Genomic DNA, 13,573 nt, shown 5'->3' on the forward strand with positions numbered 1-13,573 from the left:
GTCACGCGGTTCCCGGTGGTGTGCATGCCGCACAGACTACGCACCACCAAAACCCTCCGAGCCCCGAAGTTCACCCCAAAACAGGCAACTTGCCTGCAACGAATCGGTGATGTGATCCCGTTCACCGCTGTCCCTCTTGTCGCTCGCGGACGGCCGTTCTATCGTCGTGATGTATCGAGTCGATACATCAGCGCGAGATAAAGGCGCTGACAGGCACTGCGAGACCTGCGGGACGACCTGCGGGACCGAGAGGAGGCGACGATGAGCCGGCGCTCCGGCATCCTTGAGTTCGCCGTGCTCGGCCTGCTGCGGGAGTCCCCGATGCACGGCTACGAGCTGCGCAAACGGCTGAACACCTCGCTGGGTGTGTTCCGAGCGTTCAGCTACGGGACGCTCTACCCCTGCCTCAAGACGCTGGTCGTCAACGGCTGGTTGATCGAGGAATCCGGGAACACCCCGGACGACGCAGTCGCCGCCCCCCTCGCCGGACGCCGCGCCAAGATCGTCTATCGGCTGACGGCGGACGGCAAGGACCACTTCGAGGAACTGCTCTCCCAGACCGGACCCGACGCGTACGAGGACGAGCACTTCGCCGCGCGGTTCGCCTTCTTCGGACAGACGTCGCGCGATGTGCGCATGCGCGTCCTGGAGGGCCGGCGCAGCCGCCTGGAGGAGCGCCTGGAGAAGATGCGCGCCTCCCTGGCACGCACCCGGGAGCGCCTCGACGACTACACGCTCGAGCTCCAGCGCCACGGAATGGAGTCCGTGGAGCGCGAAGTGCGCTGGCTGAACGAGCTGATCGAGAGCGAGCGGGCCGGACGGGACCTGAGAGGTTCGGCTTCCGGGGAATCCGCTCAGCAGGACACCACCACTGGATCGACGGGCGGCCTGCCCCGTCCCGGGGACACCCCCCGGACGGATCCGCCCGGCGACACCGCCTCGTGAGACCCAACTCAGGGCCTCACTCGTACACACAGGGAGCAACCGGAATGGGTTCGGTTCGCGTAGCCATCGTCGGCGTGGGCAACTGCGCCGCGTCGCTGGTGCAGGGAGTCGAGTACTACAAGGACGCCGACGCGGCGTCCAAGGTGCCCGGCCTCATGCACGTGCAGTTCGGCGACTACCACGTGCGTGACATCGAGTTCGTCGCCGCCTTCGATGTCGACGCGAAGAAGGTCGGCCTCGACCTCGCGGACGCGATCGGCGCCTCCGAGAACAACACCATCAAGATCTGCGACGTGCCGAACTCCGGTGTGACCGTCCAGCGCGGCCACACCCTCGACGGTCTCGGCAAGTACTACCGCGAGACCATCGAGGAGTCGGACGCCGAGCCGGTCGACGTCGTCCAGATCCTCAAGGACAAGCAGGTCGACGTCCTGGTCTGCTACCTGCCCGTCGGTTCCGAGGACGCGGCGAAGTTCTACGCCCAGTGCGCCATCGACGCCAAGGTCGGCTTCGTCAACGCCCTCCCGGTCTTCATCGCCGGTACCAAGGAGTGGGCGGACAAGTTCACCGAGGCCGGTGTGCCGATCGTCGGTGACGACATCAAGTCCCAGGTCGGCGCCACCATCACGCACCGCGTCATGGCGAAGCTGTTCGAGGACCGCGGTGTCATCCTGGACCGCACGATGCAGCTGAACGTCGGCGGCAACATGGACTTCAAGAACATGCTCGAGCGTGAGCGCCTGGAGTCCAAGAAGATCTCCAAGACGCAGGCCGTCACCTCCCAGATCCCCGACCGGGACCTCGGCGAGAAGAACGTCCACATCGGCCCGTCCGACTACGTCGCGTGGCTGGACGACCGCAAGTGGGCCTACGTCCGCCTCGAGGGCCGCGCCTTCGGTGACGTCCCGCTGAACCTGGAGTACAAGCTCGAGGTCTGGGACTCCCCGAACTCCGCGGGTGTCATCATCGACGCCCTGCGCGCCGCGAAGATCGCCAAGGACCGCGGCATCGGCGGCCCGATCCTGTCGGCCTCCTCGTACTTCATGAAGTCCCCGCCGGTCCAGTACTTCGACGACGAGGCCCGCGAGAACGTCGAGAAGTTCATCCGCGGTGACGTCGAGCGCTAGCTCGACCCGGCGCGGCGCGCGCTGACGCGCCGCGCACCGCTCGCACGAGAACGCTCCTGCCAGGGCAGTGAAGGTCCCCGGGTTTCCCGACCCGGGGACCTTCCGCATATGTGAGGCTGTCGCCCATGCCCGTCGTACGTGACCTGCGCCTGCTGTCGCGCCTGCGGCACTTCAGGCACCTGCTGTACGTCCGCCTCCTGTCCCAGGGCGCCGACGGCGTCTACCAGGTCGCGCTCGCCGCGTACGTCGTCTTCTCCCCGGAGAAGCAGGCCTCGGCCGCCGCGATCGCCTCGGCGATGGCGGTCCTGCTGCTCCCCTACTCACTGGTCGGCCCGTTCGCCGGTGTCCTGCTGGACCGCTGGCGGCGCCGGCAGGTCTTCGTGTACGGCAATCTGCTGCGTGCCCTGCTGGCCGCGGCCACCGCCGTACTGATGCTCGGCCACGCTCCCGACTGGCTCTTCTACGTCTCCGCGCTGTGTGTCACCGCCGTCAACCGGTTCGTCCTCGCCGGGCTGTCCGCCGCCCTGCCCCGAGTCGTCGACACCGAGCGCCTGGTGGTGGCCAACTCGCTCTCCCCGACGGCCGGCACCCTGGCCGCGACCGCGGGCGGGGGGCTGGCCTTCGGCGTACGGATCGTGGCATCGGACTCGGACGCGGCAGTGGTGCTGCTCGGAGCCTTCCTCTATCTCTGCGCGAGCATGATGTCCCTGCGCCTGCCTCCCGGCCTGCTCGGCCCCGACCGGCACCCCGCCCGGCCCCGGCTCGCCACGGCGCTCGCCGAGACGGCACGCGAGCTGCTCGCGGCCGTCCGGCATCTGACGGCTCCCCGACGCAGGGAGGCGGCCTGGGCGCTGGCCGCGATGACGCTGATGCGCTTCTGCTACGGCGCGCTCCTCGTCCTGCTGCTCATGCTCTGCCGCTATGCCCTCGCCGACACCCCGGAGGAGGGGCTGCGGCTGCTCGGACTGGCGCTGGCGCTCTCCGGCGCGGGATTCTTCGCGGCGGCCGCGGTGACGCCCTGGGCCGTGGGACGGCTCGGCCCGGGCCGCTGGATCGTGGTGTGCTCCGGTGCGGCCATGGTGCTGGAGCCCGCCCTGGGCCTTCCGTTCTCCACCGGGCCGCTCATGATCGCGGCCTTCGTCCTGGGGCTGATCACCCAGGGCGCCAAGATCGCTACGGACACGGTCGTCCAGGCCCGCGTCGACGACGGGTTCCGCGGCCGGATCTTCTCCGTGTACGACGTCCTCTTCAATGTCGCCTTCGTCGGCGCGGCGGGCGTGGCGGCCCTGATCCTTCCGCCGGACGGCCGCTCGCCGGCACTGGTGGTGCTCGTCGCCACCCTCTACGGCGTGATCGCCGTGACCCTGGCCCGCTTCGAACGTCGGCGCGCGGGCGAGATCACCGTGGGAAACAGCGGGACGGAGTAAGGGCCGGCCGGACAGAGCGAGGGGCGATGTTTCACGTGAAACATCGCCCCTTGGTGTCGTCGTCCGGGCCGGATGTTTCACGTGAAACATCCGGCCTGGCCGGCTCAGCTCTCCGTGGCCCACCATTCCTTCAGCGCCGCCACCGCGGCCTCGTGCTCCATCGGGCCGTGCTCCAGGCGCAGCTCCAGCATGTGCTTGTACGCCTTGCCGACGGCCGGCCCCGGGCCGACCCCCAGGATCTCCATGATCTGGTTGCCGTCGAGGTCGGGGCGGATGGAGTCCAGCTCCTCCTGCTCCTTCAGCTGGGCGATGCGCTCCTCCAGGCCGTCGTAGGCCCGGGACAGCGTCGCCGCCTTCCGCTTGTTCCGCGTGGTGCAGTCGGAGCGGGTCAGCTTGTGCAGTCGGTCCAGCAGCGGGCCGGCGTCACGGACGTACCGGCGGACAGCCGAGTCCGTCCACTCCCCGGTGCCGTAGCCGTGGAAGCGCAGGTGGAGTTCGACCAGCCGCGAGACCTCCTTCACCAGCTCGTTGGAGTACTTCAAGGCGGTCATGCGCTTCTTGGTCATCTTGGCGCCGACCACCTCGTGGTGGTGGAAGGAGACCCGGCCGTCCGTCTCGAAGCGGCGGGTACGCGGCTTGCCGATGTCATGCAGCAGCGCGGCCAGGCGGAGCGTGAGGTCGGGGCCGTCCTGCTCCAGCGCGATCGCCTGTTCCAGGACGATCAGCGTGTGTTCGTAGACGTCCTTGTGCCGGTGGTGCTCGTCGCTCTCCAGGCGGAGCGCCGGCAGCTCGGGCAGGACATGGGAGGCGATCCCGGTGTCGACGAGCAGGGTCAGGCCCCCGCGGGGGTGCGCGGCGAGGATCAGCTTGTTCAGCTCGTCCCGGACCCGCTCCGCCGAGACGATCTCGATGCGTTCCGCCATGTCCGTCATGGCGGCGACGACCTCGGGGGCGACCTCGAAGTCCAGCTGAGCGGCGAAGCGGGCGGCCCGCATCATGCGCAGGGGGTCGTCCGAGAAGGACTCCTCGGGTGTGCCCGGTGTCCGCAGCACCCGCGCCGCGAGATCACCCAGGCCGCCGTGCGGATCGATGAACTCCTTCTCCGGCAGCGCCACGGCCATCGCGTTGACCGTGAAGTCCCGGCGGACCAGATCCTCCTCGATCGAGTCGCCGTACGACACCTCGGGCTTGCGCGAGGTGCGGTCGTACGCCTCCGACCGGTAGGTCGTGATCTCGATCTGGTAACCGTCCTTGTGCGCGCCGACCGTGCCGAAGGCGATGCCCACCTCCCAGAGGGCGTCCGCCCATGGTCGGACGATCTTCAGCACGTCCTCGGGACGAGCGTCGGTGGTGAAGTCCAGGTCGTTGCCGAGCCGGCCGAGCAGCGCGTCGCGGACCGACCCGCCGACCAGGGCGAGCGAGAACCCGGCTTCCTGGAATCGGCGGGCGAGATCGTCGGCGACGGGCGCCACTCGCAGTAGTTCGGTGACTGCGCGCTGCTGCGCCTGGCTCAGAGCGGAGGGGGTGTCTTCGTTGGGGTTCGGCACAACAGAAAAGGGTACGTGCCTCGCGCCGCCCGGAGCGCCCCCGTCAAGCCCGTGCGGACGGCTCCCGGCATACCCCCGCAAGCGCTGCTCTTGCGGCGTACGGCAGCTCTCCCCTCGATACTGGATATAGGGGACGGGTCGTGGCCGTTCCTCGATCTTGTGAAGGAGACCGCGGCACTTCCGTTCAGCGCGCATCGTTACCATGCGTGGACGCACATTCCGACGACCACTGACGACGACGAGGGACGGGCGAGCGCGTGGCCGAGGCGGCTGACTTCCAGGGGACCAGTGCCTCACCTGCCCGCCGGTGGCTGCGCCGCGCGGGAGCACTTCTCGCCGCGACGCCCGTGCTGGCCGGCCTGCTCCAGCTGCCCGCCGCCGCGCCGGCCCAGGCCGCCTCCTCCGGCACGGTGTCCGTCTCCCTGGACTCGCTCAGCCCCAGTGCCCCCACGGACGGCGACACGCTGACCGTGTCCGGCACGGTGACCAACACCGGCAGGCGGGCCGTCACCGACGCGCATGTGGGCCTGCGGGTGGGCTCCCCGCTGACCAGCCGCTCGGCCATCGACTCCGTGGCCCAGCACTCCGACGAACCGCAGGCCGTCTCCGGCTCCGACGTCGGCGACAAGTACGAGGAGAACTTCGACAAGCTGGCCCCGGGCGTCGCCGAGCACTTCAGCATCTCCGTCCCCATGGACAAGCTCGACCTCGGCGAGCAAGGGGTCTACGAGTTCGCGGTCGCCCTGTCCGGCCAGACCTCCGCCCAGCAGTGGGACCACGTGCTCGGCGTCCAGCGGACGTTCCTGCCGTGGCAGCCGTCGGACGCCGACACCAAGACGAGGACGACGTACCTGTGGCCGCTGCTCTCCACGGTCCACATGACGGCCAAGACGGGCGCGGGCGAGCTGCAGACGCCGGAGTTCCGCGATGACGACCTGGCCAAGGAGCTGGCCCCCGGCGGCCGGCTGGCCCAGATGGTGGACCTGGGCAAGGACCTCGACGTCACCTGGGTGATCGACCCGGACCTGCTGGCCTCGGTCGACGCGATGGCCGTGGGCAACTACCGGATCCAGGGACCCGACGGCACCAGCACACCCGGCTCTCGGGAGCACCAGGCGCTCGCCAAGCAGTGGCTGGCCGGGCTGCAGAAGGCGGTGGCCGGCAAGGAGGTCGTCGCGCTGCCCTTCGCCGACCCGGACCTGGCCTCCCTGGCACACCGGGGCACCAGCGTCACCGGGTCGCTGAGTCATCTCAAGGACGCCACCGACGTCGCCACGACGACCGTCAAGACCGTGCTGCACGTCACACCCAGCACGGACTTCGCCTGGCCCGTGAACGGCGCCGTGGATCCGTCGATCATGAAGGTCGCGACCTCCGCCGGGGCGGACCGGGTGATCGCCCGCAGCGACAGCCTCCAGGACACCTCCGGACTGCCGTACACGCCGTCCGCCGCCCGCCCGGTCGGCGGCGGCACCACGGCGGTGGTCGCCGACGCCCGGCTGTCCACGGCGTTCGAGGGCGATCTGACCAAGGCGGGCTCGGCCACCCTCGCCGTGCAGCGATTCCTGGCCCAGAGCCTGGAGCTGAACACGCAGACGGACAAGCAGCGCAGCATCGTCGTCGCCCCGCAGCGCATCCCCACGGCGAGCCAGGCGCAGGCGATGGCGGCGGCGCTGAAGGCGCTCCAGGGCGGCACCTGGGCGGAACCGCAGGACCTCACCGCGGCGGCCGAGGACAAGCCCGACCCGGGCGCCACCACGCGCATCCCGTCGACGTCCGTCTACCCCTCCTCCCTGCGCCGGCAGGAGCTGCCGAGGGCGGCCTTCGAGCAGATCGCCCGCACCCAGGACAAGCTCGACAACTTCCGGGTGATCCTCACCGACCAGTCCCGCGTGGTCACGCCGTTCGGCCGGGCCATAAACCGGGAGATGTCCACGTCGTGGCGCGGACGCGGCGGTGAGGCGGACAGCTACCGGGGCGGCGTGGAGGCATGGCTCGACGAGCTGGCCCGGCAGGTCGACCTGATCGACAAGTCCGAGACCAAGCTCTCCGGCCGCAGCGCCACCATCCCGGTCACGGTCCAGAACAACCTCGTCCAGCCCGTCGGCCATCTGGTGCTGCGTCTCACCTCGACCCAGCCGACCCGCCTGAAGATCGGCGGCAACGCCTACTACGAACAGCCCGTGGAGGTCTCCGGCGGGCACAGCCAGTCGGTGAAGTTCACCACCTCGGCCAACGCCAACGGCCGGGTCACCGTCCTCGCGCAGCTGTACACCCAGGACGGCCAGAAGTACGGCGAGCCCGTGACCTTCGACGTGAAGGTCACCGAGGTCACGCCCACGGTGATGCTGGTCATCGGCGGCGGTGTCCTGCTCCTCGTCCTGGCCGGCTTCCGGATGTACACGCAGCGCAAGCGCGCCGCCGCCCGGCAGTCCGGCGACGACGGCCCCGGCACCGCGGGGCAGGGCCCGGAAGAACCCGGGAACCCCGAGGCCCCCGGAGACCGTCTCCCGGAAGAATCCGACTCCGCCCCCGGGGCAGACGAGCCGGAGCAGCCGAGTGACCCTGCGCCGGACACCGCACCGGAAAGCGCCGACCCGTCCGGGACGGGTGAGAGAGTGGACCGTTGAGCGATGTCGTGGCCGGTGGGCCCGGGACGATGAGGTGGGGTAAGCATGAACGCGCCGTACGACGGTGACCGTGGTCAGGGCGCGGCAGGCTCGGGCTACCCCGAGCCGCCGCCCGAGCCCGGCCAGGTGCCGCCGCAGCACGCGGCGGACATGTATCTCCAGGACGCCTACGCGGAGGACCCGTACCGGGCGCAGGATCTCGCGGCCCAGGACCCGGTCGCCGAGGCGCTGTACGACCGTGCCGCGCACCCGCCGCCGCCCCCGGGCACGTACGACCCGCAGCAGCCGCTCTACGCTCCGCCCGCCCAGTCCCCCTACGCCCCCGACCCTCAGGTGTGGGCGCAGACCCCCGCGCCGGAGCCGGGCGCTCCCGCCCCGTACCTGCCCTACGGCGACGACCCGCGCACCACCCAGTTCGTGGGTGTGGACGACCTGGTCTCGCACTCCGGCGAGGAGTACCACGAGCCGGACGCCTTCGCTCATCTCTTCAAGGACCAGCAGCAGAGCAGCGGGCCCGCGCCCATGGACCCCCCGGCCGTCGCGCCGGGCGGCGGCCACGGCCTCGCCGGCCCCTACCAGCAGCCGTACGGCCAGAACCCGCAGCAGGGCCCCTACGCCGGTGCCGCGTACCAGGCGGGCCCGCTGGCCGCCGGGCACCCGGCTCAGTCCCCGGTGCCGTCGCCGGCCGCCGCTCCGGAGCCCTCCGGCCCGCAGGCGGCCTTCGCGCCGGAGACCGCCACGGCCGGTGACGCTCCCGCCAAGAAGGGCGGCAAAGCCGGCGGGCTGCTGAAGTCCAGTGCGGTCATGGCGGCGGGCACGCTGGTCTCCCGGCTCACCGGTTTCGTCCGCTCCGCGCTGATCGCCGCCGCGCTGGGCCTCGGCTTCCTCGCCGACTCCTTCCAGGTGGCCTACCAGCTGCCGACCATGATCTACATCCTCACCGTCGGCGGCGGCCTGAACTCCGTGTTCGTACCGCAGCTGGTGCGCTCCATGAAGGAGGACGAGGACGGCGGCGAGGCGTTCGCCAACCGGCTGCTGACCCTGGTGATGGTGGCCCTGGCCGCGCTGACCGGGCTCGCCATGCTCGGCGCGCCACTGCTGGTGCGGGCGCTGGCCAACCCCGTGGCCAACAACCCGGCGGCGAACGAGGTCGCGGTCACCTTCACCCGCTACTTCCTGCCCTCGATCTTCTTCATGGGCGTCCATGTGGTGATGGGCCAGATCCTCAACGCGCGCGGGAAGTTCGGCGCGATGATGTGGACCCCGGTCCTGAACAACATCGTCATCATCGTGACGCTCGGCATGTTCATCTGGGTGTACGGCACCGCCGCCGACTCCCACCTGAAGGTCGAAACCATCCCGCTGGAGGGCCAGCGGCTGCTCGGCGTCGGCGTACTGCTGGGCCTGGTCGTCCAGGCGCTGGCGATGATCCCCTATCTGCGCGAGACCGGCTTCCGGATCAGGCTGCGCTTCGACTGGAAGGGCCACGGCCTGGGCAAGGCCGCGATGCTGGCCAAGTGGACGGTCCTGTTCGTCCTCGCCAACCAGGCGGGCGCCCTGGTGGTGACCCAGCTGTCCATCGCCGCGGGCAAGGATTCCGGCGTCTCGGGCACCAGCTTCGCCGCCTACGCCAACGCCCAGCTGATCTGGGGCCTGCCGCAGGCCATCATCACCGTGTCCCTGATGGCCGCCCTGCTGCCCCGGATCTCCCGCTCCGCCGCCGAGGGCGACTCGGGTGCCGTCCGCGACGACATCTCCCAGGGCCTGCGCACCACCGCGGTCGCCATCGTGCCCATCGCCTTCGGCTTCATCTCGCTCGGCATCCCGATGTGCACGCTGGTCTTCGGCTCCGCCGGCACCAGCTCGGCCGTCAACATGGGCTACATGCTGATGGCCTTCGCCCTCGGCCTGATCCCGTACTCCGTGCAGTATGTCGTCCTGCGTGCCTTCTACGCCTACGAGGACACCCGCACGCCGTTCTACAACACGGTCATCGTGGCCGCGGTCAACGCCGGTGCCGCGGCGCTGTGCTACTTCCTGCTGCCGGCCCGCTGGGCGGTCGTCGGCATGGCCGCCGCCTACGGCCTCGCCTACGCCATCGGCGTGGGCGTCGCCTGGCGCCGGCTGCGCAAGCGCCTGGGCGGGGACCTGGACGGCTCCCGGGTGATGCGCACGTACGCGCGGCTGGGCCTCGCCTCCGTGCCGGCGGCCCTGCTCAGCGGCGCGGCCTGCTACGGCATCGGGCACACCCTCGGCCAGGGCGTCGTCGGATCCTTCGCCGCGCTGCTCGTCGGCGGTGCCGTCCTCTTCGGTGTCTTCTTCGTGGCCGCCCGCAGGATGCGCATCGAGGAACTCAACTCGCTCGTGGGAATGGTCCGCGGGCGTCTGGGGCGATGAGGCGGGGGTAGGCGCACAACCATCGTCCGCCGTCGTGTGTCGTGCATAGCGGCAGACTGTGGGCACAATTGGTTTCGGCGTCGGACAGCGTGCAACGGATGGGGAGGCAGGGACGACGGTGGCGGAACGGAGCACGGCTGCCGTCGACGTGGCAGACAACAGCGGCGAGCAGCCGCTGACCGCCAAGGCGGACCAGTCCACGGCCGACGGGGTGGCCAAGAACCCGGAGCGGGACACGGACAGCGACCAGGCACAGGGGAGCGGCGCAACCGAAGGGCCCGCACGGAAGGCCTCACCTCCAGAACTGCACAGCGGTCACAAGCTCGCCAGGCGCTACCGGCTGGAGGAGTGCCTCACCCGTCTGGACGGATTCAGCAGTTGGCGTGCGGTCGACGAGAAACTCCGTCGTGCCGTCGGCGTCCATGTGCTGCCCGCGGACCACGCCCGGGCCCGTTCCGTCCTCGCCGCCGCCCGTTCCTCGGCGCTGCTCGGCGATCCGCGGTTCGTCCAGGTCCTCGACGCCGTCGAGGAGAACGACCTCGTCTACGTCGTCCACGAATGGCTGCCCGACGCCACCGAGCTGTCCACCCTGCTCACCGGCGGCCCGCTGGAGCCGCACGACGCCTACCAGATGGTCAGTCAGATCGCCTCGGCCATGGCCGCCGCGCACCGGGAAGGGCTCGCCCATCTGCGGCTGAACCCGAACGCCGTGCTGCGCGCCTCCACCGGCCAGTGGCGCATCCGCGGCCTCGCCGTGAACGCGGCACTGCGGGGCATCACCTCCGACACCCCGCAGCGTGCCGACACCGAGGCGATCGGCGCCCTGCTGTACGCGGCGCTGACCCAGCGCTGGCCGTACGAGAGCGACGCCTACGGCCTGTCCGGCCTCCCCAAGACCATCGGCCTCATCGCCCCTGACCAGGTGCGGGCCGGTGTGCACCGCGGCCTGTCCGAGCTGGCCATGCGCGCCCTCGTCAACGACGGCGCCACGGCATCCCGTCACGAGGCTCCCTGCACCACGCCGGAGGAGCTGGTGAAGGCGATCGGCGAGATGCCGCGCATCCGCCCGCCGGAGCCGGCCTTCACGGCCCCGCCGGAGTACCAGCGCACGACCTACCAGCAGGGCACGTACGGCCGCCAGGCGCCCCGTGCCGGGGCCGCCCAGCCGATCGCGGCCCCGCCGCCCCCGCTGCAGAGCCGCACCGGCAAGGCGCTGAAGTGGGCGGTGTCGGCGCTGCTCATCGCCGCCCTCGGTCTGGGCAGCTGGCAGCTCGCCGACGCCCTGATGGACCGGAGCGGCAAGTCGGACGACACCCACAAGGGCCAGACGGACGACGGGGACAAGAACGCCGCGAAGCCCGACGCGAAGCCGAAGCCGATAGCCATTCGCAACGGTCAGGAGTTCGTCGCCGAGGGCGACCCCCAGAACTCCGGTGCCGAACCCAAGACCTACGACGGCGACGCGTCGACGTACTGGAAGACCAAGAGCTTCAAGCAGGGTCCGACGATCACGTCCATCAAGCCTGGCGTGGGCATCGTGTACGACCTCGGCTCGGCCAAGAAGCTCAGCACGGCCACCATCGACCTGCGCTGGGCCGGTGACCACACGACGGTCGAGCTGTACGCCGCGGACTCGCTGACGCCGGCGTCGCTGGACTCGATGGACAAGATCGGCCAGGCCACGACGACCGGCACGAAGGCGACCGTGAAGGTCACCAAGCCGGTCAAGACGCAGTACGTTCTCGTCTGGCTGACAGCCGTGCCGAATTCGGGGTACGACTCCACCCTGTACGCCAGTGCCGGGTGGAAGCAGGCCATCGGCGAAGTGAAGTTCACGGGCTGACGTCTCACCCGGACCGGAGGGGGCAGATGACGGAGGGCGCCGGATACGACGGCGTGAGCGACAAGGACCTGCTCGCTCGCCACGCGGAAGGCGACCCGCATGCCTTCGGTGAGATCGTGCGTCGGCATCGGGATCGCCTCTGGGCGGTCGCCCTGCGGACGCTGGGGGATCGTGAGGAGGCCGCTGACGCGGTCCAGGACGCCCTGGTGTCCGCCTACCGGGCCGCCCATACCTTCCGAGGCCAGTCGGCCGTCACCACGTGGCTGCACCGGATCACGGTGAACGCCTGCCTGGACCGGGCCCGCAAGGCAGCCTCCCGCAAGACCTCACCGGTCGATGACGCGGAGCGGCTGGAGCAGCTCATCGAGCCGCACGAGGCGGCCTCGGCGCCGGCCGAGCGCAACGATGTGCACCGCCAGCTCCTCGAAGCCCTCGGCACCCTGCCGTACGAGCAGCGCGCCGCCCTGGTCCTTGTGGACATGCAGGCCTATCCGGTGGCCGAGGCCGCCCGGATCCTCGATGTACCGACGGGCACGGTGAAGAGCCGGTGCGCCCGGGGCAGGGCGCGGCTGCTGCCCCTGCTGGCCCACCTGCGACCCGATGGTTCCGGGGACAGAAAAGAACCCGCCGCGGGACGGAACCGGGTGGAGAGGACATCCGTCCCACCAGCAGCGGCATCTCCTGGAGAGGACCGTGAGAACGCCGGACCGAGCGATTCAGCCGTAGTGAAGGGCGGAGGTGGACGAGCGTGACTGCCACGACAGACACGGCCGGGCACCCGGACGTCGAGGAGATCGCCGATCTCACCGAAGGCCTTCTCTCCACGGACCGCAGCAGGGACGTACGACAGCACCTCGACTCGTGCGCATCGTGCGCGGACGTCCATGCCTCGTTGGAGGAGATCCGCGGCCTGCTGGGATCCGGCCTCGAAGCGGAGCCCATGCCGGCCGATGTGGCCGCTCGTGTCGATGCCGCTCTGGCCGCCGAGGCGCCGCCGGGCGACTCCCACGGCGACCGCGGTCATGTTTCACGTGAAACACCGGTGACGGCCCCTCGCCCTGCCGGGCGCCCGCAGGGGGCAACCGGACCCGGCCGGAAGAAGAGCGGACGCAGCCGTCGCAGGACCGTTGTCCTGGGCGGTGTTCTGACCGCGGCCGTACTGGGGGCCGGGGCGCTGGTCGTCCAGGCGATCGGCAGTGGGACGTCGACCACGACGGCTCACAGCAAGCCGAGTCCGGCCAGCAGCGCCTTCTCCGGTGTCAGTGTGCAGAGCCAGGTGCGGGACCTGCTGGCCGCAGGCGAGGACACCAAGCGCGGAGACACCGGTCAGCGGCCACGCTCCGGCGCCGGCACCGGAGGGGACACGCCAGAGGCCACGGAGAACGCCAACACGCTGATGCAGACCGCGGTCGCGGTACCCGACTGTGTCCGGCGGGTCATCCCCCGCAGCGACCGCGCCCTGGCGTCGAAGGTGGGCACCTACGGCGGTAAGAGCGCCTACCTCATCGTCGTGCCCGACACTCGCGACAGCAGCCGGGTCACGGCCTATGTCGTCGACGCGGCCTGCACCGGTCAGTCTTCCCCGGCTTCGGGCACTGTTCTCCTGAAGGAGTCCTACCCCCGCTCCTGAAGGTGCTTGGCCGAGGGGCTGCCGACA

9 protein-coding genes are annotated in these 13,573 nt (G+C 70.4%); 8 read left to right on the plus strand and 1 reads right to left on the minus strand.

All coding sequences use genetic code 11. The features are described from left to right. Positions 1–261: 261 nt before the first annotated feature. The 3 genes from ACF073_RS26695 to ACF073_RS26705 all read left to right on the plus strand — a co-directional run bounded on the left by ACF073_RS26695 (position 262) and on the right by ACF073_RS26705 (position 3,499). Positions 262–945 carry a helix-turn-helix transcriptional regulator gene (locus ACF073_RS26695; RefSeq protein ID WP_392073908.1) on the plus strand — a complete coding sequence of 228 codons (684 nt, stop codon included), beginning with the start codon at positions 262–264 and terminating at the stop codon, positions 943–945. A 44-nt stretch (positions 946–989) separates the two neighbouring features. Continuing rightward, on the plus strand, positions 990–2,072 hold the full coding sequence (locus ACF073_RS26700; protein WP_392073909.1) for an inositol-3-phosphate synthase: 1,083 nt from the start codon (positions 990–992) through the stop codon (positions 2,070–2,072). Between the two features lie 125 nt (positions 2,073–2,197). Next, positions 2,198–3,499: an MFS transporter gene (locus ACF073_RS26705; protein WP_392073910.1), complete on the plus strand. Its 1,302-nt coding sequence runs from the start codon at positions 2,198–2,200 to the stop codon at positions 3,497–3,499. 104 nt (positions 3,500–3,603) lie between these two features. On the opposite strand, the gene ACF073_RS26710 is transcribed toward ACF073_RS26705, so the two are convergent. Then, on the minus strand, positions 3,604–5,046 hold the full coding sequence (locus ACF073_RS26710) for a CCA tRNA nucleotidyltransferase (RefSeq protein WP_392073911.1): 1,443 nt from the start codon (positions 5,044–5,046) through the stop codon (positions 3,604–3,606). Positions 5,047–5,303: 257 nt separating this feature from the next. Between ACF073_RS26710 and ACF073_RS26715 the strand changes: the two genes are divergently transcribed. From ACF073_RS26715 to ACF073_RS26735, 5 genes are all read left to right on the plus strand, one after another. Beyond that, positions 5,304–7,676: a DUF6049 family protein gene (locus ACF073_RS26715; protein WP_392073912.1), complete on the plus strand. Its 2,373-nt coding sequence runs from the start codon at positions 5,304–5,306 to the stop codon at positions 7,674–7,676. A 45-nt stretch (positions 7,677–7,721) separates the two neighbouring features. After that, positions 7,722–10,073 (plus strand): murein biosynthesis integral membrane protein MurJ, encoded by a 2,352-nt coding sequence (murJ, locus tag ACF073_RS26720; RefSeq protein WP_392073913.1) that lies wholly within the window; start codon positions 7,722–7,724, stop codon positions 10,071–10,073. A gap of 118 nt (positions 10,074–10,191) precedes the next feature. Next, complete coding sequence (locus ACF073_RS26725; protein WP_392073914.1) at positions 10,192–11,916, plus strand: protein kinase family protein; 1,725 nt, start codon at positions 10,192–10,194, stop codon at positions 11,914–11,916. 26 nt (positions 11,917–11,942) lie between these two features. Then, the gene (sigM, locus tag ACF073_RS26730) at positions 11,943–12,668 is read left to right on the plus strand and encodes an RNA polymerase sigma factor SigM (protein ID WP_392073915.1); all 726 of its coding nucleotides are present in this window, start codon (positions 11,943–11,945) and stop codon (positions 12,666–12,668) included. Continuing rightward, entirely contained in the window at positions 12,665–13,546 is an 882-nt protein-coding gene (locus tag ACF073_RS26735; RefSeq protein ID WP_392073916.1) for a hypothetical protein, read from the plus strand. Before sigM ends, ACF073_RS26735 begins: the two co-directional genes overlap by 4 nt. Positions 13,547–13,573: the final 27 nt, after the last annotated feature.

The organism is Streptomyces sp. NPDC015171 (assembly GCF_043079545.1).
In the GTDB taxonomy this organism is placed as follows: Bacteria; Actinomycetota; Actinomycetes; order Streptomycetales; family Streptomycetaceae; genus Streptomyces.